Below are 19435 nucleotides of genomic sequence, written 5' to 3'. Positions count from 1 at the left end.
TTGCCAGCAACGCGCAATCAGAAGATTGCGCGTTGTTCGTCTAGGGTTTTAGTTATACCTAAAGTTTAACTTGTACTGAGGAAAATCTAATGTCCAAAATTGTTAAAGTCATCGGCCGTGAAATCATCGACTCACGCGGAAACCCAACTGTTGAAGCGGAAGTTCATCTGGAAGGTGGTTTTGTTGGTCTGGCGGCTGCGCCATCAGGTGCTTCTACCGGATCTCGTGAAGCGCTGGAACTGCGTGACGGTGACAAATCCCGTTTTCTGGGCAAAGGTGTAACCAAAGCGGTTGATGCGGTTAACGGTCCTATTGCTCAGGCTGTTCTGGGTAAAGACGCGAAAGACCAAGCGAATATCGACAAGATCATGATTGAGCTGGATGGTACCGAAAACAAGTCTAAATTCGGTGCGAACGCCATTCTGGCCGTTTCTCTGGCTGCGGCTAAAGCTGCTGCTGCGTCTAAAGGCCTGCCTCTGTACGCTCACATCGCTGAACTGAACGGCACCCCAGGCAAATATTCTATGCCTTTGCCAATGATGAATATCATCAACGGTGGTGAACACGCAGATAACAACGTTGATATCCAAGAGTTTATGATTCAGCCTGTTGGCGCAAAAACGCTGAAAGAAGCCGTTCGTATGGGCTCTGAAGTGTTCCACAATTTGGCTAAAGTACTGAAAGCCAAAGGCATGAATACGGCTGTGGGTGATGAAGGTGGCTACGCGCCGAACCTGGAATCTAACGCTGCTGCGCTGGCTGCAATCAAAGAAGCCGTAGAAAAAGCGGGTTACGTTCTGGGTAAAGACGTGACGTTGGCGATGGACTGTGCTGCTTCTGAGTTCTACAACCAAGAAACCGGCGACTACGAACTGAAAGGCGAAGGTAAAACCTTTACCTCTCAAGAGTTCACTCACTATCTGGAAGAACTGACTAAACAGTATCCGATCGTGTCTATCGAAGATGGTCTGAACGAATCTGACTGGGACGGTTTTGCTTACCAGACTAAAGTTCTGGGCGACAAAATCCAACTGGTTGGTGACGATCTGTTCGTAACCAACACCAAGATCCTGAAAGAAGGTATTGAAAAAGGGATCGCTAACTCTATCCTGATCAAATTCAACCAGATCGGTTCTCTGACCGAAACGCTGGCCGCGATCAAGATGGCGAAAGATGCTGGCTATACCGCGATCATCTCTCACCGTTCAGGTGAAACGGAAGATGCTACGATCGCCGATCTGGCGGTAGGTACTGCGGCTGGCCAGATCAAAACCGGTTCTATGAGCCGTTCCGATCGTGTTGCTAAATACAACCAGTTGATCCGTATTGAAGAAGCGCTGGGTAATTCTGCGCCATTCAATGGTCTGAAAGAAGTTAAAGGTCAATAATCATTGCTATTGGTGGTGGCTGGCTGATAGCTAACCGAACCAACTGCATAACGTGATGACCTATTGAATCCAGAAGTGTTTATGCGCTTCTGGATTTTTTTATGCTCATTGTCCAGTCACCCTAATGTGTTTCTTTGATTTCTCCTCACTTATCCTGTGATCGACATAAACGAACCATGGGTTTTCCTAAGTTAAAATGGCTTTTTATAAAATATTTGAAGCCGATCGGGTCATTCTTCTTTGTGGTGCCAGTCGACGGTATCCAGTGGCAAGAGCGCAAAGGTTTTCAGCCGTGCTGAACGTTACTTTAATGCTACGGCGGCAGTATATCCGTCATTTTTCAACGTGCAGTCATGCTGGCTTTCTTCATTCTCCCTGGTTATGGCATTGACAGGTTATGAGCGATAGATTTTTGCTGTCTGGCCGCGTGTCGAAATGAATGAGGTATAGGCATTTCTGTTTGCCATGACACCTTCATAACTAAAAATGACCGAGGAAGGATGGGAATGAAAACACGTAAGATCGGGTTGGCTAACTATTTAGCCTATGGCTCGGGTGACTTTCTTGGGGCGGGCACGACTGCGCTGACAGCGGCCTGGTTACTCTATTTTTACACCACGTTTTGTGGTTTAACACCGATTGAGGCAACCTTTATTTTTGCGATGGCTCGCGTGCTCGATGCTATCGTCAGCCCGCTGATGGGGTTCCTGACTGATAACTTCGGTTCTACCTGGTTGGGTAAACGCTTTGGTCGCCGTAAGTTCTTTATTCTGCTCGGTATTCCCTGTGTGTTCAGCTACAGCTTCATGTGGGTGGGGGACATGGGCTATTGGTATTATCTGCTGACCTATCTGCTGTTTGATGTGGTGTACACCATGGTCCTGGTTCCCTATGAAACGCTGGTGCCGGAAATGACCGATGATTTCAAACAGAAAACCAAGTTCTCCGGCGCACGTATCGCGCTGGCGCAGCTGTCTGCGATTTTGGCTGCGTTTCTACCGGGTATTCTGCTGGGCTACTTTGGCAAAGACAATGCGGTGTCTTTCTTCTATTCGAGCCTGGTGTTTTCCATTATTTGTGCGCTGGTGCTGACGCTGGTCTATTTCTTTACCTGGGAGCGGCCCCGCGATCAGATGTCGGAAGCCTCACTGCGGGCGGAAAAAGAACGCCAGTCTTTGTCGCTGATTGATAGCCTGAAACGCCTGAATGTCGAGCTGCTCTCAACGCTGCGCATCCGTATTTTCCGTCAGCATCTAGGCATGTATCTGGGTGGTTATATCGCACAGGATGTGTTCAACGCGGTGTTCACTTACTACGTGGTCTTTGTGCTGATGCAGAGCCCGACGATGGCGTCTAATCTGATGGGAACGATGGCCATTCTGCAATTTATCGCGGTAATTGGCATGATCCCACTGTGCATTCGCTTTGGGCCAGCGCCGTCTTATCGTTTAGTTGTGTGCCTGTTTGGTCTGAGTGCGCTCTCCTACGCCATTCTGTGGTACAGCGGCCTGCATGATACCTTCTCCCTACTGTTGTTGATCTCTGCATTGGCAGGATTGGGTCGCGGTGGGATCAACTATGTCCCTTGGAATACCTACACTTATATCGCAGATGTGGATGAAGTCATCACCGCACAGCGCCGTGAAGGGATCTTCGCCGGGATCATGACGCTGACTCGTAAAGCCTCTCAGGCTGGCGCAGTGATGCTGGTGGGCGTGGTGTTACAGTTATCCGGCTTCGTGTCTGGGCAAAGCGTACAGGCACCGGGCGTTAGCCACACCATTCTGATGATTTTGAGTTTCGGCACCGTAGGCGTGCTGGCGCTTGGCTTCCTCGTTTCTCTGCGCTTTAAACTGAATTTGCAAACGCACAGTGTGCTGCGGGAAGAGACGTTGAAAATGCGTGAAGCGGGCCGCCCTGTGCCGGAGAATATTACACCGCAGGCTCGTGCAACGGTCGAAACGCTGGCTGGCATGCCGTATGAATCGCTGTGGGGCAACAACAATATCGGCTACCTGAACCGCCATAAAGGCGACAAGCCGATAACGCATGCCACGCAATCGTAACTGTATTGAACTGTTAACTGATAACTCAATTGGATGAATGACTATGACCGTATTCAGTGTAAAACATAGCCCGCTTTTACGTCAGCCGGAACGCTTCATCTCCCGTGAGGATCTGAAGGCACTGATTTGCCGTATCACCGACAATCTGGTGAATATTGAAGATAAAACCGGTGAGTTCTTGTTACGGCTGGACGATGGTCGGGTGATTGATACCAAAGGCTGGGCGGGGTGGGAGTGGACGCACGGTATTGGGCTGTATGGGATCTATCAGTATTATCAGCAGACGGGTGATGAGCAGATGCGCGCCATCATTGACGACTGGTTTACTGAACGTTTGGCGGAAGGCACGCCGACGAAAAACGTCAACACCGTGTGTCCGTTCCTGACGTTGGCGTATCGCTATGAGGAAACGGGTGATGCCCGCTGGCTTCCGTATCTGGAGCGCTGGGCAGAGTGGGTGATGTACGAAATGCCGCGCACGGACAAGCAGGGTTTGCAGCACATTGTTTATAACAATGAAAATCACCAGCAGTTGTGGGACGACACGCTGATGATGAGCGTGCTGCCGCTGGCGAAAATCGGCAAGCTGTTAAACCGGCCGGAGTTTGTCGAAGAAGCGACGTATCAGTTCTTGCTGCATGTGCAATACCTGATGGATCGTGAAAGCGGCCTGTGGTTCCACGGCTGGACGTTCGAAGGGCAGCACAACTACGCTAAGGCTCGCTGGGCGCGTGGTAATAGCTGGCTGACGATCGTGATTCCTGAATTTATCGAGTTGCTGGATCTGCCTGAGCACAACGCGACGCGTCGCTTCCTGTTGCAGGTGCTGGAAAGCCAGATTGAAGCATTGGCGAAATATCAGGATGACAGCGGCCTGTGGCACACGCTGATTGACGATCCGAATTCGTACCTTGAAAGCTCGGCAACCGCCGGTTTTGCCTACGGGATTTTGAAAGCGGTACGCAAGCGCTACATCGATCCGAGCTATGCTGAAGTCGCGGAGAAAGCGATTCGTGGTGTGATTAATCACGTTAATGAGGACGGTGAACTGACGCAGGTGTCATTCGGTACCGCGATGGGCAACGATCTGGATTTCTATCGTAATATCGCGCTGACCTCGATGCCGTACGGACAGGCAATGGCGATTCTGTGTCTGGCGGAATATCTGCGGGTTTATTTGTAACAACGTATATACCCGTCATACTTCAAGTTGCTTGTGCGTTGGCTGCACTCACTCACCCGAATCACTTACTCAAGTAAGCTCATCGGGATTCCTTCACTTTCCGCCTTCATGCAACTCGAATTATTTTGGGTATAGCTTCCTGCGTAGAGTGGCCCCCTTTGCCGAAGGGGGCTGTTATCCGCATTTTACTTTAATCCTGAAAGGCTGTAATTCACTGGGAGCCAGCGGTAGCCGCTTGGTTTACCGTTAGCGTCATACACTGCTTTGACCTGGCCTAAACCGGGGAAGGAAATGTGTGCCGCACCAATCCATTCATTATTGCGTGCCGCCTCTGCCAGAATCTGCAAACGCGCTTCTGCGGCTTCATCCATATTGCGATCGAAATCGATCGTGGTCATGGGGCGAGGAAATTGTACGGCTTCAGCATGGATCGTATCGCCCCACAGCGTCAGTTTCTGGCCTTCACTTTCAACCTGATACAGGCTGTGCCCCGGCGTGTGCCCCGGTGCTGGCACGGTGGTAATACCTGGGAAAAGCTGCTGCTTGCCGGAGAAGGTTTTCAGTCGTTTGGCGGCAATGACGGGGTGAAGTGAATCTTCAGATTGTCCAAACGTGTGTTTCTCGCTATCCCGTACATGTGCGCTGTTGGCTGGGTTAAGCCAAAAATCCACATCCTTCTGGTTAACATAAACGGTGGCATTCGGGAAAACCAGTTTACCGTCACGAGACACCCCGCCGGAATGGTCGGCATGAATATGGGTCAGTAGAATGGTGTCGATCTTCTCGGGTGGATAGCCTGCGGCCCGCAGGTTGTCGGGTAATTTTCCTCCCTGTTTACCGAATAGCGGCCCGGCCCCCGTGTCGACCAGTATCAGCTGCTTACCCGTATTGATCAGATACGCATTAATGGAGGTTTCCATCTGTGGCTGGAGATTTTTTTGTGCCAGCAGATGTGCCATTTCCTCATGAGAAATATGGGTGAGCAGTTTATCCAGTGGAATAGTGACCGTACCGTCAGACAGGGCGGTAATTTCAAACTGGCCTAGCATCATCCGGTAATAACCTGGTGCCTGAGTTTTCAGTTGAGGCATGGCTTCTGCATTGGCTATAACGGGCATTCCCGCGAGTAAGAGGGTAGACAATAGCGTCTGTTTCAGAATATTTATTTTCATCATGTATTCCTGGAAGGTGATCCGGTTTGTCAGGGACTGGAAGGATTATTCGTCTGACAGTACTATTGTTCAAATTGATTAATTTGATACTTACTATCATGGAAAATGATTTCCGCGGTGTGGATTTAAATCTGCTAGTGACATTTCTGGTGTTGTATCGTGAGCAAAGTGTCTCCGTAGCGGCAGATAAGCTGCATTTGGGGCAGCCTGCCGTGAGCGGTGCGCTGGCGCGTCTGCGCACGCTGTTTGACGATCCGCTGTTTATTCGCACTGGGCAGGTAATGCGTCCGACGGCGCGTGCGGATTATCTGGCGACCCGGCTGTCACCCGTTTTTGAACACTTACAGTCGATTTTGGGTGAGCCTGAGAAGTTTGATCCGCAGACGGATTCACGTGTGATTACGTTAGGCATGACCGATTGGGTGGAAATCTGGCTGATGCCGCTACTGCTGAAACGGCTCAAAACCAACGCCCCGCATTTACGAATCAACCTTGTGGCGACCGACCCGTTTTTAGATGTGGAGCGTCTGGAAAATGACAGTGTCGATCTGGTGGTATCCGTCGCCAGTTCACAAGCTGGCTGGTTGAAGCAACAAGCCCTGATGTCATCAGGATTCAGGGCGCTGTGGCATCCGCAGCAACTCGCTTTGCCGCAGCCTCTTTCGTTGGACCTATACTGCCAGCAGCGTCATTTACTGGTGACGTATCGTGAACGTGCACATGGCATCGTAGATGACACGTTGGAAAAACAGGGAATGACGAGGACGATTCATTACACCACGCCGCATTTCTCCGCGCTGCCGGGGATATTGCAGCATACCCCTGCTGTCGCTACCGTGCCTGAAAAACTAGCGATGCTATGGTGTCAGTATTATGGCCTGATCGACAGCCCGGTACCGCTCGCGTTACCGACGTATACGCTCTCGGCGCTTTGGCATGCCCGGCAGGACAGTAATCCGGCAATAAAATGGGTATATGAGCAAATTTCTGAGGTGATTGCAGAGCAGGAGGTTGGCTAGCCTCCTGCTTGAGCGATGGTAAGAGAATTAGTGTGACAACCCAGCCATGCTGTAATTCGCCGGGAGCCAGCGATAGCCGTTGGTGGTGCCGTTGCGTTCCAGACGCGTCCCTACGTGACCAATTCCGGGGAAGGGCAGGTGAGCGCCTGCAACCCAGTAATTCTGACTGGCGGCATCGGCTAGCACGCTATTACGTGACAGTGTTGCCTGATCCATATTTGAGTCAAAACTGATGGTGGTGGCCGGTAAGCTCATTTGCACCGCTTCTGCATGAATGATATCTCCCCATACCAGCAATTTTTTACCTTCGCTCTCCACCATAAAAGAGGTGTGTCCCGGTGTATGACCAGGGCTGGGAATCGCGGTAATGCCGGGTAAAAGGGCGAGTTGCTGGGCTGGGAAGGTTTTCAGCTTGTTGGCATTGCGAACGATGTCAAAGGTACTCTGTACCCGCTGAAATGCGGATTTGCTGCTTTCTGGCGCACTTTTCCGGTTCTCCTGACTAAGCCAGAAGTCGGTTTCAGGCTGGCTGACATAAACCGTCGCATTTGGATAGGTGAGTTCATTATCCTGAACCAACCCGCCAAAGTGGTCGCCATGTAGATGAGTCATCAACACGGTATCAACTTGATCGGGATGGTAGCCTGCTGCGATCAGATTCTGACGTACTTTTCCCACGTTGGGGTTACGCTGTTTGCCATTTCCCGTATCCACCAGCACCAGATGTTTTCCGGTATTGATCAGATAGGCGTTAATCGAGGTTTCTACCTGTGGTGTGAGTGATTTCTCTGCCAGTAGTTCGGTAATTTTCTCCGGTGGGGTTCGTTGCAAGAGCTTATCCATCGGCATGGTATTGGTGCCGTCAGAGAGCGCTGTAATTTCAAATTGGCCCAACATCATACGGTAATAGCCCGGCTGGGTTTTTACCTGTGCAACTTCCTGCGTTTGTGCAATGGCAGGGAAGAATGCACATGATAGGAACAAGAACGCGAGTGGTTTCAAGAGTTTCATTGGTTTTTATCCTTGTTAAAGATGAAACGTTGATGAGGCAGGCGAGATCTGAATAGCAGATTGATTATTATCGTACAAGCGGAATTACTCAACTTCCCCAGTTTGGCGTGCTGAGCGACGATCTGCGATAATACCTTTTTAAGCCAGTGAGACAGTGAATAACATGCAGTACCCGATTAATGAAGTATTCCAGACGTTGCAGGGCGAAGGTTATTTTACCGGTGTGCCGGCGGTATTTGTGCGCCTGCAAGGGTGCCCGGTAGGCTGTAGCTGGTGCGATACCAAACACACCTGGGACAAACTGGCAGAGCGGGAAATCTCATTGGATCAGGTGCTGGTAAAAACGGAAGAAAACGACGCCTGGGGCGCGGCGAGTGCGGACGATATTTTGGCGCTGATGACGCAACAGGGTTACACGGCGCGTCACATTGTCATCACCGGCGGAGAACCCTGTATCCATGATTTGGCACCGCTGACGCTACAGTTGGAAAAGCAGGGCTTCAGTTGCCAGATTGAAACCAGCGGCACTCACGATGTGCGTTGCTCGCCCAAAACCTGGGTGACGGTATCGCCGAAAGTGAATATGCGCGGTGGCATGAAGGTGCTCGATCAGGCGTTGCAACGAGCGGATGAAATCAAACACCCGGTGGCGCGCGAACGTGACATTGAAGCGCTGGATGCGCTATTGGCGCGGCTTGATGATGATAAGCCGCGCATTGTGGCGCTACAGCCAATAAGTCAGAAAGAAGATGCGACTAAGCTGTGCATTGAGACCTGCATCGCCCGTAACTGGCGGCTTTCCATGCAGACGCATAAGTATCTGAATATTGCCTGACTATTTGTGATTTTTTGTGTAGTTGTCATGGGCCGCTGAAATGACTGCTTTAGCGGCGTTGACATCTTCAAATCCTTTTAATTCAACCACTTTTCTTCCCGCAGGTAATTGTTTATAGACCCGGAAGAAAGCCTGTAACCTCTCCTTCTCAATAGGTGGCAAATCGGCGATAGTGTTGATGTTGTCATAGGTCGGATCGATCTTACTGGTTGGAACTGCGACAATCTTGTCGTCGACTTCGCCAGCATCGATCATTTTCAGGATACCAATCGGACGCAATTTGATTAACGAACCGGGGATCAACGGAGCGCGGGTGTAAAAAATGACGTCGAGAGGATCGTTATCGCCACCTAATGACTGGGTGAGCGAGCCATAGTTTGCCGGGTACGCTACTGGCATAGATTGAAAACGATCGGCAATAATAAACCCGGTATCAGCATCGGTTTCATACTTAACCATACTGCCAGCAGGGATTTCCGTTACGGCATAAATCTCATCAGGGGTGTTTTTGGGCTGCGGAAAATCCAGAATATTTATCGGTGCAGCCGTTGCATAAAGTGAACAAAACGAGAGTGCGACAATGAGCTTTCTGACTGAAAAGAACATAAAAATCCCCTATTTATGATGAATGCCTCATGAATAGAGAATGACGGAAATATGTGACAAAAAGATGTAACGAGGCAATTTATTCGCCTTTGTACACGCACCCTGCGGTACAGGTTTCTTTTACCATCACGGCGCTTAACTGCGGTAGAGCGGGTTTCAGTTCTTGCCAAATCCAGTGAGCCAGCACTTCGCTGGTCGGGTTTTCTAAACCGGGGATATCATTGAGATAGTGATGATCGAGCCTTTCCCAAGTGGGTTTGAACGCGGCTTTCAGTTCAGCGAAATCTATAACCCAACCGGTATGTGGATCGACTTCACCCGTGATTTCCAATCGGACCATAAAGGAATGTCCGTGTAGACGCCCACATTTATGCCCGGCAGGGACGTGTGGGAGTCGATGAGCGGCTTCAAATTGAAAATCTTTAAATAGTGTAGTGACCATAGTACGGCTCTCGGTTTCGTTCTGAAAAAACAGACCAGAACATAGTATGCAAAAAACCGCTGCATACTACCTCAAACTACCGTTTGAAGCACTGATTCTTCCCAATCAGGCTTGTTTCATATTGTGTCATCATGATTGTGGGGCTGGTTAGCCCCATATCTATTGAAAATAGAACAGTGTGTGGGAGCGCTTAGAATCCCTCTAGCAGCTTTAATTGATTTAGCGTTAATGGGCGATAAAAAATATATCCTTGGACACCGATATGGCTATATTTATTAAGTTGATTTAGATCGATGGCTGTTTCAACACCTTCACAGATTATATTGGTTCCTAAAGGAATTAACTTATTGAGTAAAGTCTTTAATCTTTTCGCTTTAGTGAGGTCTTCACCGATGCCATCCACGAGTGAACGATCTATTTTTATTGTATCAAAATCAAACAAATTGAGACTGTCGATCTCCAGACTTCCTGCGCCAAAATCATCCAGTGAGATCATGAACCCATATGCCTTTGCCTTACTTAAGAAGTGTAAGCCATCAATTAATTGTTGTCTGGTTATTTTTTCGCTGATTTCTATCTCTATATTTTGTGGGCGAACATTGTACGCTAAACACATTTTGTACAGCGTATCTAAATAGGCTGTATCATTAAAGAGCAGATGAGAAAGATTAAATGATATTGTTATGCTGCTTTTTATTTTTATAATCTTACAAATAACACTAAATATGAAATCGGTTACTTCATTAATGGCATTGCATTTTTCAATTTTTTCTATTGTTTGTTTCGTGTGGACTAATACACCGCTTGTGTTATAAAACCTGGCGAGCGCTTCGTAGCGAAATATTTTATTTTGTGGCAAATAAATGATCGGTTGAAATTCTGCTGTCAGTCTAAGAATTTTCCCATCGATGTTCAATGTTATTGTGTTCATTTTATTGACTCATCACCCTCTCCATTTTCGTAAAAACGGGAGTTATGTGCTATAGCTTTTTGAATTCTACACATTAATTTAGAATGTTGGGAAATTGTTTTAAATGATCGATAATTCTATTTTGATAGTTTTTGGCTATCATTTAAAACGTAATGATCGTTTAAATCTATGTTGTTTTTGGTGTTTTATCTCTGATAAATTATTTGGAATGGAGTTAAATGCTTTTTCGTTTTTATTGAATGGCTTATTTGTTGGTTTTTTCATTGAATTTAAACTATTTTGTATACATGGGGAACCATTGTAACCTCATGGTATCCTTGTTAGAGTAATAAGCGATTTTGCGAAGATCAGTTCGTCGATGATTCATGTAGTAGTCATTCTCATTCTTAATGATGTGTAATCAAAGATTCATACGTTTTTAATTACTTTAGCAGGTCTAATCTAATCGATGCAGATGTGTTTTGTGACAAGGGTTAAAAGATGAACGTAGACACACGTCGTTTTAACAGTAACTCAGCATTCATACTGGATAGTGTTTTTCCAGATACGCGTTGGTTTTTCTACAGTAATTAATCATTCGAATGAATATTCGATGTTTTTAAATAAGAAAGACCTCTTTGATTTTTTAGATGATCGAACTAATAGGTATATCTTATATGGAACATCTCACTCCCCCATCCGTTAATGTTATTCGTGCATTATTGCAACACTCATATGTGATGTCTGTCTACGCGAAAGATATGCCCTATACGCTGAAAGCAGATGTGACGGAGTTAAGTCTGGACAAAAGCCATATGGTATTGGAGGTAGAATACGCAGGCGAGAATATTGAGCGATATCTGACTGATGGTAGTTTAAACTTTGATCTGGAAGCATTAAAAGGAACAGAGGCGATTGAGCGTGAAACTTATAGCCTTTGTAATATTCCCGTTCGGTTGGCTAAAACAGACAACATGTTATATCGACTTGAGTGTCAATTGCCAAAGTCTGTCTTTGTGACGGAAAACCGGGGAGCGGTTCGCATTCCCTTTATTCTTGGCATGCAGGCACGCGTCCGTATTGAGGTCTATATGCACGTACTTAACGTGCCAGGCAAACTGCGGAATTTGTCAACGGGCGGCTGTATGGTCGAAATTGATCTCGTTGAAAGTATTGCCATTGAAGTCGGGCATGATATCCCGGGTATTACGATTGAGTTTCCTAACGGAGAGAGTTTTTTTGCCGAGGGGAAAATTCGCCATATACGCCCCTTTGGAAATAACGGCTATGCCGCGGTTGGTATTCAATTCACTAATCTGTCTTCGCTTCAGGATGAGGCGCTGCTGCACTATACGAATGAGGCAGAAAGAGAAGCGGCACACCGGACTGGCGTTACCGGCAGTATGGTATACCCGTCCCCTCTATTTGTTCCTGGTATCAGGGAGAAGACCATGTTGCAGCGAGAAAGTCAGGATAGAGAGAAACGTACTCGCCAAACGCCAATGGAACAAGGGGTCATGGAAGTGGCCCATCGGTTGCAGATTGGGCTCATGTACATGAAAACTCGCAATCAACTGCTCATCGAAATCTTTTATGATTGCGTTGATACCTTACTTTATCTGGTCAAAAAAGATCGCAAAGCATTTCTGTATGCTCTGTCGTCCCTGCGTGACGAAGCTGATTGGGTCAGGCATGCCGTTCAGGTTGCGGGAAAACTGGCCGATTTGCTGCTGATTGCCGATCCACATGATCCTCAGGTTCGTGAAGCTGTGTTGGGAGCCATCTTGCACACCATGGGCAAACCATTGCTGGTCAACGCCAATCTTCCTTCACTAAAAGTAAATATGAATCCGGCGCAGAAAGCGATTCTCCGTGGTCATGTGGCGGAGCTTTGTGCGAAATTACGCGAATTGGGCTGGACGCCAACGCCGACTTGCTACGATGTGATTAAAAATGCTAACGAGCGTCTGGATGGTACTGGCTATCCGGCCGGTAAATCCGGTGATCAACTTTCGGCGTTAATTCGCGTGGTTTCGGTGATCAAAGCGATTAATAGGCTCAGGTATGCGCGTAATGGCGTCTCTCCTCGCACACCGTTGGCGGCCTATCGAAAAATCTACGAGGCTAATGCGGCCTACGATAGGGGCATTTTGGTCAAATATGTTCAGATTTATGGTTTTTACCCGATCGGTAGTTTGGCGAAATATTCGGGAGGCTTTTTGGGATGGATTGTGGATATCAATAATAAAGGTCGGCCTACCGTTGTACACCTTGTTAAAGATCTTCGCTTTCCCGATACGAATATCAGCAGCATTGTGTCCAAAGGCGATCTGGCTCAGGTTGGTACGCTGGAAGGCATTGTGAACCCGCTAGATTTTGGCATAAGGGTGCTTAAAATTTAGCGGATGTGATGTATTTATCAGGCGCTTCTCGTTTCTGAATGACGTAATCGTAGCGCCTCATTTCATCTGACGAGGGGCCAAATCTCTCTTGATGCCGTATGTCATAAAGCATAACACTTTAAGCAATAAGGATTATCAGAAAAACCATTTAGTCATTTTGGTTATTTAATATTTCCATCATTTCTTTAATTGTTAAGATGCAGATCGTTACCCTTATCCTCTATTCATCTTTTTATTGCTTATTTTTGTATTAGCTTCGTTGGCTAATAGTACAGGCACAAGGAAACAGATATCACAATGACTACTCCGGTTTCCCCCACTTCATTGCTTCCGCTGAGTGTGGAGCAATTAACGCGTTTACAGGCGGCAACCGGTGATTTCTCATCGACGCAGCTGGCCTGGCTATCTGGCTATTTCTGGGGGCTGGTTCAGCAGCCTGGGAATGTTCAGCCGGGTGCGGTGACCGCCGCGGCAACGACTGTATCTGCGGTAACCGTGCCGGTACAAACGATCACGTTGATCTCCGCTTCACAGACCGGCAATGCGCGTCGGGTGGCTGAACAACTGCGTGACGATCTGCTGGCAGCCAAATTGTCCGTTAATTTGGTCAATGCAGGTGATTACAAATTCAAGCAAATCGGGCAGGAAAAACTGCTGTTGATCGTGACATCGACGCAGGGTGAAGGGGAACCGCCGGAAGAGGCCGTTGCGCTGCATAAATTCCTACTGTCCAAAAAAGCCCCGGAACTGAAAGATACCGCGTTTGCCGTGTTTGGTTTGGGCGATACCTCTTATGAATTCTTCAGTAAGGCGGGTAAAGATTTTGATAACCGTCTGGCTGAACTCGGCGCTGAACGTCTGCTGGAGCGTGTTGATGCCGATGTGGATTATCAGGCGCTGGCTGAGCAATGGCGACGCCAGCTGGTTGATATTTTGCAGGCGCGTGTTCCTGTTCAGGGAACGGCGGTCGCACAGCTAGCCTCTCAGGGTGTACTGGATGAAATTACCAGCAGCCCATACAGCAAAGTGTCCCCGCTGCATGCTACGTTTGCGCTGAACCAGAAAGTCACCGGGCGTAATTCCGAAAAGGATGTTCGCCATATCGAGATCGATTTGGGCGATTCCGGTTTACGTTATCAGCCGGGCGATGCGTTGGGCGTGTGGTTTGATAATGACCCTGCGCTGGTGCAAGAACTGCTGGAACTGCTGTGGTTGAAAGGCGATGAGTCCGTCAGCGTTGATGGCAAAACGTTGCTGTTGTCGCAGGCGTTGAAGAGTCACTTCGAACTGACGCAGAACACCGCGCCAATCGTCGAGAAATATGCCGCCCTGTCGCGTAATGAAACGCTGCTGTCGCTGCTGGCCGATAAGCCTGCGCTGCAACAGTTTGCACAGCGTACACCGTTGGTGGATATGGTTCGACAGGCTCCGGCGGAGCTGACGGCGGAACAACTGCTGGGTCTGCTGCGTCCGCTGACGCCGCGTCTGTATTCGATTGCTTCTTCACAGGCGGAAGTCGAAAGCGAAGTGCACATCACCGTTGGCGTGGTGCGCTACGACTACGAAGGTCGTGCGCGTGCGGGTGGCGCATCCAGCTATCTGGCCGATAGGCTGAGCGAAGACGATGAAATCCGCGTCTTCATCGAACATAACGATAACTTCCGTCTGCCCGCCAATGCCGACACGCCGGTCATCATGATTGGGCCGGGCACCGGTATTGCGCCGTTCCGCGCGTTTATGCAACAACGCGATGCCGAAGGGGCAGAAGGGAAAAACTGGCTATTTTTTGGTAACCCACACTTTACGGAAGACTTCCTGTATCAGGTTGAATGGCAACGCTACGTTAAAGATGGATTGTTGACCCATATCGATCTGGCTTGGTCACGCGATCAGGCACACAAAATATATGTGCAGGACAAACTGCGGGAAAAAGGCGCGGAGGTCTGGCGCTGGATTCAGGATGGCGCGCACCTGTACGTGTGTGGTGATGCCAACCGTATGGCGAAAGACGTCGAGCAGGCGCTGCTGGATGTGATTGGTGAGCATGGCGGCATGGACAGTGAACAAGCCGATGAGTTTTTAAGCGATCTGCGCCTTGAGCGCCGTTATCAGCGAGATGTGTACTAATGAGCGAAAAATACGTTTTCAGTGAAAAACACCCCGGTCCCTTGGTGGTTGAAGGGAAACTCGTTGATGCTGAGCGGATGAAGCTGGCAAGTAACTTTCTACGCGGCACGATTGCGGAAGATCTGAACGATGGCCTGACTGGCGGCTTCAACGGCGATAACTTTTTGCTGATCCGCTTCCACGGCATGTATCAGCAGGATGACCGCGATATTCGTGCCGAGCGTGCCGAGCAGAAACTGGAGCCTCGCCATGCAATGATGCTGCGTTGCCGTCTACCCGGTGGGGTGATGACGCCGGAACAGTGGCTGGGGATCGACCAGTTTGCCAGCGAAAGCACCTTGTACGGTAGTATTCGTATTACCAACCGCCAGACCTTTCAGTTTCATGGCATTCTCAAGCCAAACGTGAAACCGGTGCACCAACTGTTGAATCGTCTTGGGCTGGATGGCTTGGCGACGGCAAATGACGTGAACCGTAACGTGCTGTGTACCTCCAATCCCGTGGAGTCGGAACTGCACCAGCAGGCGTATGAGTGGGCGAAAAAGCTCTCTGAGCATCTGCTGCCGCGCACGCGTGCCTATGCCGAGATCTGGATGGATCAGGAAAAAGTGGCAACGACAGATGAGGAGCCGATTCTGGGTTCAACCTATCTGCCGCGTAAGTTCAAAACTACGGTGGTGATCCCGCCGCAAAATGATGTGGATCTGCACGCTAACGATCTTAATTTCATTGCGATTGCTGACAATGGGCGTCTGGTGGGCTTCAACGTGCTGGTGGGCGGCGGTTTATCTATCGCTCACGGTGATAAGGCGACCTATCCACGTACTGCCAGTGAGCTGGGCTACATTTCCGTTGAGCACACGCTGGCGATTGCCGAAGCGGTGGTGACGACACAGCGCGACTGGGGCAACCGCACCAACCGTAAAAACGCGAAAACCAAATACACGCTGGAGCGCGTGGGTGTAGACAACTTCAAGCAGGAAGTGGAAGCGCGTGCAGGTGTGAAATTTGAAGCGGTACGCCCTTATGAATTCACCGGGCGTGGCGATCGTATCGGTTGGGTGAAAGGCATCGACAATAAATGGCACCTGACGCTGTTTATCGAAAACGGTCGTATTCTGGATTATCCGGGACGTCCGCTGAAAACGGGTCTGGCGGAAATCGCGAAAATCCATAAAGGGGATTTCCGTCTAACCGCGAATCAGAATCTGATCGTCGCGGGCGTTCCTGCACGTAGCAAAGCGAAGATTGATGCGTTGGCACGTGAGCACGGCCTGATTGATGACAGCGTGAGCGAGCAGCGCAAGAATTCGATGGCCTGCGTGTCGTTCCCGACCTGTCCGCTGGCGATGGCGGAAGCGGAACGCTTCCTGCCGGAGTTTGTCACAAAAGTGGAAGACATCATGCAGCAACACGGCGTGGGCGATGAACATATTGTTCTGCGCGTCACGGGCTGTCCGAACGGCTGTGGCCGCGCGATGCTGGCGGAAATCGGTCTGGTGGGCAAGGCCGTTGGGCGTTATAACCTGCACCTCGGCGGGAATCGCGAGGGAACACGCATTCCTCGTATGTATCGCGAAAACATTAATGAAACGGAGATCCTGGCTGACATCGATCGGCTTATCGGGCTGTGGGCGCAGGATCGTCAGCCGAATGAAGGTTTTGGTGATTTCGTCATTCGTACCAATATCATTAAACCGGTGCTGGATCCTGCCCGCGATTTTTATGACTGATAGGAGAGCCTGATGACAGCATTTAACCTTGAGGCGCTCAACGCGTTACCAAAAGCAGAGCAGGTGGCGGCACTGGCTGACGTAAATAGCCAACTTGAAGCGCTATCGGCACAAGAAAGAGTGCGTTGGGCGCTGGAGAATCTGCCCGGTGAGTTTGTTTTGTCGTCCAGTTTCGGCATTCAGGCTGCGGTATCGTTGCATCTGGTGACGCAACAGCGCCCAGATATCCCGGTTATTCTTACGGACACGGGCTATTTGTTCCCTGAAACCTACCAGTTTATTGATGCATTAACAGAGCAGTTAAAGCTGAATCTGCAAGTGTATCGTGCCGCTGAATCTCCGGCTTGGCAGGAGGCGCGCTACGGTAAGCTGTGGGATCAAGGAGTAGAAGGTATCGAGCGCTATAACCTGCTGAATAAGGTTGAACCGATGAATCGGGCGCTGAGTGAGTTAAAGGCGAAAACGTGGTTTGCTGGTCTGCGCCGCGAGCAGTCCGGCAGCCGAGGTGACTTGCCTGTGTTGGCAATTCAGCGCGGCGTCTTCAAATTCCTGCCGATTATCGATTGGGATAACCGCACGGTTTACCAGTATCTGAAAGAAAATGGCCTGAGCTATCACCCGCTATGGGAGCAGGGTTACCTGTCTGTCGGTGATACGCACACCACCCGCAAATGGGAACCGGGCATGAGCGAAGAAGAAACGCGCTTCTTCGGCCTGAAACGCGAATGCGGGCTACACGAAGGGTAAACAGAAAACCGGGCATCGTCCGGTTTAGACCGTTGACAAACCTATTTGCCGAATGAAAACGGGAGTAACGGAATAGAAGAGTAAAGCGTTTGCGCCATGGATGGCGCAAGCCGAGCGTACAGGGATGTATTTACAGCGTCTTTACGATCTATCCGTTACTCCCGCTCTACGGACTTTGTCAGCAACCTCAACCGGGCACTGCCCGGTTTTTTATCGTCTGAATAACGCTTGTGAACGTATTGTTATTCCATTACGGAACTTGTCATTCCAATTCGGCATTTCATAAGTGTTCTGTCTGCACCGTATAGTCGCATTATCTACTTTTTTGCTTAGTTAAGGCGATTGTGAACTATCTCCCTATATTTGCCGATCTTCGTCAGCGTCCGGTACTGGTTGTTGGCGGTGGCGAGGTTGCTACGCGCAAAATCGATCTACTGCAACGCGCGGGTGCGGAGGTAAAAATTGTCGCGCAAGCGCTGGCGGAGCCACTGGCTGCACAGCATCAGGCTGGGAAGGTTGAATGGCTGGCACAGACGTTTACGCCAGCGCTGTTATCCGGCGTGTTTCTCGTGATTGCCGCAACCGATGACGCTGAGCTGAATGCAGCAGTGTTTGAGGCGGCAAATCAGCGTCATTTGTTGGTGAACGTGGTGGACGACCAGCCGAAGTGCTCGTTTATTTTCCCCTCGATTGTTGACCGTTCTCCACTGGTGGTGGCGATTTCCTCGGGAGGGCAGGCGCCCGTGCTGGCACGCTTGCTGCGCGAAAAACTGGAATCATTACTGCCAGTCAGTCTGGGTACGATGGCGCACATCGCCGGAAGCTGGCGTAACAGAATTAAAACCCGTCTGCATTCGATGTCAGCACGCCGTCGTTTTTGGGAACGGCTGTTTGTCGGGCGTTTTGCTGCACTGGTTTCTGCCGGACAGCTGGCGCAGGCTGAAGACGAATTGCAACAGCAACTGATTAATCAGCAAGACGAGCAACAACTGCCTGCGGCATCACGCGGTGAAGTAGCGTTGGTTGGTGCAGGCCCCGGCGATGCGGGGCTGTTGACGTTACGTGGCTTACAGGTGATGCAGCAGGCGGATGTGGTGCTGTATGACCACTTGGTTAGCGCCGATGTGCTGGAGCTGGTGCGTCGTGATGCTGAGCGCATCTGCGTCGGGAAACGAGCCAGCGCGCACTCGCTACCACAGGATGAGATTAACCGACTATTGGTGACGCTGGCGCAAGAAGGTAAGCGAGTGGTGCGTCTGAAAGGCGGTGACCCCTTCATCTTTGGTCGTGGCGGCGAAGAGCTGCAAGCCGTGGCGCAGGCCGGGGTTTCATTTCAGGTGGTGCCCGGCGTGACGGCAGCGGCAGGTGTGACGGCGTATGCGGGGATCCCGCTGACGCACCGAGATTATGCACAGAGCGTACTTTTTATTACCGGCCACTGTCGCCCCGATGGCGACGAACTGGACTGGTCAACGCTGGCGCGCGGGCGTCAGACGCTGGCGATTTATATGGGAACGATGAAAGCTGCGGAAATTTCACAGCAGCTTATCGCGCATGGCCGTTCAGCGCAGACCCCAGTCGCGGTAATCAGCCGCGGTACTCGACACGATCAGCAGGTGCAAATCGGCACGCTGCAAGAGTTAGAACATTTGGCACGGCAAGCGCCGACTCCAGCACTGCTGGTGATTGGCGAGGTGGTGGACTTACATCACCAAATTGCTTGGTTTGGTCAGACTACGCCGACGGTGCCGCAAGACAGCCGCCCAGCGGTAGTAAACTTGGCTTAAGGAAAGG

At 49.9% G+C, this 19435-nt stretch carries 15 protein-coding genes; 10 read left to right on the top strand and 5 right to left on the bottom strand.

Annotation, left to right across the window (positions count from 1 at the left end):
• The first annotated feature begins 89 nt into the window (after positions 1 to 89).
• The 3 genes from eno (at position 90) to bglB (ending at position 4637) form a co-directional block, all read left to right on the top strand.
• On the top strand, positions 90 to 1388 hold the full coding sequence (gene eno / locus ACKPVM_RS06450) for a phosphopyruvate hydratase (protein WP_409307914.1): 1299 nt from the start codon (positions 90 to 92) through the stop codon (positions 1386 to 1388).
• A 506-nt stretch (positions 1389 to 1894) separates the two neighbouring features.
• Positions 1895 to 3454 (top strand): MFS transporter, encoded by a 1560-nt coding sequence (locus ACKPVM_RS06445; RefSeq protein ID WP_409307912.1) that lies wholly within the window; start codon positions 1895 to 1897, stop codon positions 3452 to 3454.
• A 43-nt stretch (positions 3455 to 3497) separates the two neighbouring features.
• Positions 3498 to 4637, top strand: coding sequence for a beta-galactosidase BglB (gene bglB, locus ACKPVM_RS06440; protein ID WP_409307910.1), 1140 nt, complete (start codon positions 3498 to 3500; stop codon positions 4635 to 4637).
• A gap of 185 nt (positions 4638 to 4822) precedes the next feature.
• Here the strand turns inward: bglB and ACKPVM_RS06435 are convergent, their stop codons facing one another.
• Complete coding sequence (locus tag ACKPVM_RS06435; protein ID WP_409308233.1) at positions 4823 to 5809, bottom strand: MBL fold metallo-hydrolase; 987 nt, start codon at positions 5807 to 5809, stop codon at positions 4823 to 4825.
• 98 nt (positions 5810 to 5907) lie between these two features.
• Between ACKPVM_RS06435 and ACKPVM_RS06430 the strand changes: the two genes are divergently transcribed.
• Entirely contained in the window at positions 5908 to 6828 is a 921-nt protein-coding gene (locus ACKPVM_RS06430) for a LysR family transcriptional regulator (protein ID WP_409307908.1), read from the top strand.
• 27 nt (positions 6829 to 6855) lie between these two features.
• Here ACKPVM_RS06430 and ACKPVM_RS06425 read toward each other — a convergent pair whose 3' ends face one another.
• On the bottom strand, positions 6856 to 7839 hold the full coding sequence (locus tag ACKPVM_RS06425) for an MBL fold metallo-hydrolase (RefSeq protein ID WP_409307907.1): 984 nt from the start codon (positions 7837 to 7839) through the stop codon (positions 6856 to 6858).
• A 163-nt stretch (positions 7840 to 8002) separates the two neighbouring features.
• On the opposite strand from ACKPVM_RS06425, the gene queE reads away from it, so the two are divergent.
• Positions 8003 to 8674 carry a 7-carboxy-7-deazaguanine synthase QueE gene (gene queE / locus ACKPVM_RS06420; RefSeq protein WP_409307905.1) on the top strand — a complete coding sequence of 224 codons (672 nt, stop codon included), beginning with the start codon at positions 8003 to 8005 and terminating at the stop codon, positions 8672 to 8674.
• On the opposite strand, the gene ACKPVM_RS06415 is transcribed toward queE, so the two are convergent.
• The 3 genes from ACKPVM_RS06415 to ACKPVM_RS06405 form a co-directional block, all read right to left on the bottom strand.
• Entirely contained in the window at positions 8675 to 9280 is a 606-nt protein-coding gene (locus ACKPVM_RS06415; protein WP_409307903.1) for an inorganic diphosphatase, read from the bottom strand.
• Positions 9281 to 9359: 79 nt separating this feature from the next.
• The gene (gene queD / locus ACKPVM_RS06410; protein WP_409307901.1) at positions 9360 to 9722 is read right to left on the bottom strand and encodes a 6-carboxytetrahydropterin synthase QueD; all 363 of its coding nucleotides are present in this window, start codon (positions 9720 to 9722) and stop codon (positions 9360 to 9362) included.
• A gap of 190 nt (positions 9723 to 9912) precedes the next feature.
• On the bottom strand, positions 9913 to 10653 hold the full coding sequence (locus ACKPVM_RS06405; protein WP_409307899.1) for an EAL domain-containing protein: 741 nt from the start codon (positions 10651 to 10653) through the stop codon (positions 9913 to 9915).
• A 656-nt stretch (positions 10654 to 11309) separates the two neighbouring features.
• Here ACKPVM_RS06405 and ACKPVM_RS06400 point away from each other — a divergent pair.
• From ACKPVM_RS06400 to cysG, 5 genes are all read left to right on the top strand, one after another.
• Positions 11310 to 13034: a PilZ domain-containing protein gene (locus tag ACKPVM_RS06400; protein WP_409307897.1), complete on the top strand. Its 1725-nt coding sequence runs from the start codon at positions 11310 to 11312 to the stop codon at positions 13032 to 13034.
• A 297-nt stretch (positions 13035 to 13331) separates the two neighbouring features.
• The gene (gene cysJ, locus ACKPVM_RS06395) at positions 13332 to 15161 is read left to right on the top strand and encodes an NADPH-dependent assimilatory sulfite reductase flavoprotein subunit (protein WP_409307895.1); all 1830 of its coding nucleotides are present in this window, start codon (positions 13332 to 13334) and stop codon (positions 15159 to 15161) included.
• Positions 15161 to 16894 carry an assimilatory sulfite reductase (NADPH) hemoprotein subunit gene (gene cysI, locus ACKPVM_RS06390; RefSeq protein WP_409307893.1) on the top strand — a complete coding sequence of 578 codons (1734 nt, stop codon included), beginning with the start codon at positions 15161 to 15163 and terminating at the stop codon, positions 16892 to 16894. Before cysJ ends, cysI begins: the two co-directional genes overlap by 1 nt.
• Positions 16895 to 16906: 12 nt before the next feature.
• Entirely contained in the window at positions 16907 to 17641 is a 735-nt protein-coding gene (locus tag ACKPVM_RS06385) for a phosphoadenylyl-sulfate reductase (RefSeq protein ID WP_409307891.1), read from the top strand.
• Between the two features lie 344 nt (positions 17642 to 17985).
• On the top strand, positions 17986 to 19428 hold the full coding sequence (cysG, locus tag ACKPVM_RS06380) for a siroheme synthase CysG (RefSeq protein WP_409307889.1): 1443 nt from the start codon (positions 17986 to 17988) through the stop codon (positions 19426 to 19428).
• The last annotated feature ends 7 nt before the right edge of the window (positions 19429 to 19435 follow it).

The organism is Pectobacterium hainanensis, from assembly GCF_046237015.1.
Lineage (GTDB): Bacteria > Pseudomonadota > Gammaproteobacteria > Enterobacterales > Enterobacteriaceae > JBJYIN01.
Note: the sequence above shows the minus strand (reverse complement) of the source record. Positions and strands in the feature narration are given on the sequence as shown.

Coding starts and splice junctions, on each gene's coding strand:
- cysI (WP_409307893.1), top strand. CDS start 15,161: ATGAGCGAAAAATACGTTTTCAGTGAAAAACACCCCGGTCCCTTGGTG.
- cysJ (WP_409307895.1), top strand. CDS start 13,332: ATGACTACTCCGGTTTCCCCCACTTCATTGCTTCCGCTGAGTGTGGAG.
- ACKPVM_RS06400 (WP_409307897.1), top strand. CDS start 11,310: ATGGAACATCTCACTCCCCCATCCGTTAATGTTATTCGTGCATTATTG.
- ACKPVM_RS06425 (WP_409307907.1), bottom strand. CDS start 7,839: ATGAAACTCTTGAAACCACTCGCGTTCTTGTTCCTATCATGTGCATTC.
- eno (WP_409307914.1), top strand. CDS start 90: ATGTCCAAAATTGTTAAAGTCATCGGCCGTGAAATCATCGACTCACGC.
- ACKPVM_RS06385 (WP_409307891.1), top strand. CDS start 16,907: ATGACAGCATTTAACCTTGAGGCGCTCAACGCGTTACCAAAAGCAGAG.
- ACKPVM_RS06415 (WP_409307903.1), bottom strand. CDS start 9,280: ATGTTCTTTTCAGTCAGAAAGCTCATTGTCGCACTCTCGTTTTGTTCA.
- ACKPVM_RS06445 (WP_409307912.1), top strand. CDS start 1,895: ATGAAAACACGTAAGATCGGGTTGGCTAACTATTTAGCCTATGGCTCG.
- queD (WP_409307901.1), bottom strand. CDS start 9,722: ATGGTCACTACACTATTTAAAGATTTTCAATTTGAAGCCGCTCATCGA.
- queE (WP_409307905.1), top strand. CDS start 8,003: ATGCAGTACCCGATTAATGAAGTATTCCAGACGTTGCAGGGCGAAGGT.
- bglB (WP_409307910.1), top strand. CDS start 3,498: ATGACCGTATTCAGTGTAAAACATAGCCCGCTTTTACGTCAGCCGGAA.
- ACKPVM_RS06430 (WP_409307908.1), top strand. CDS start 5,908: ATGGAAAATGATTTCCGCGGTGTGGATTTAAATCTGCTAGTGACATTT.
- ACKPVM_RS06435 (WP_409308233.1), bottom strand. CDS start 5,809: ATGAAAATAAATATTCTGAAACAGACGCTATTGTCTACCCTCTTACTC.
- ACKPVM_RS06405 (WP_409307899.1), bottom strand. CDS start 10,653: ATGAACACAATAACATTGAACATCGATGGGAAAATTCTTAGACTGACA.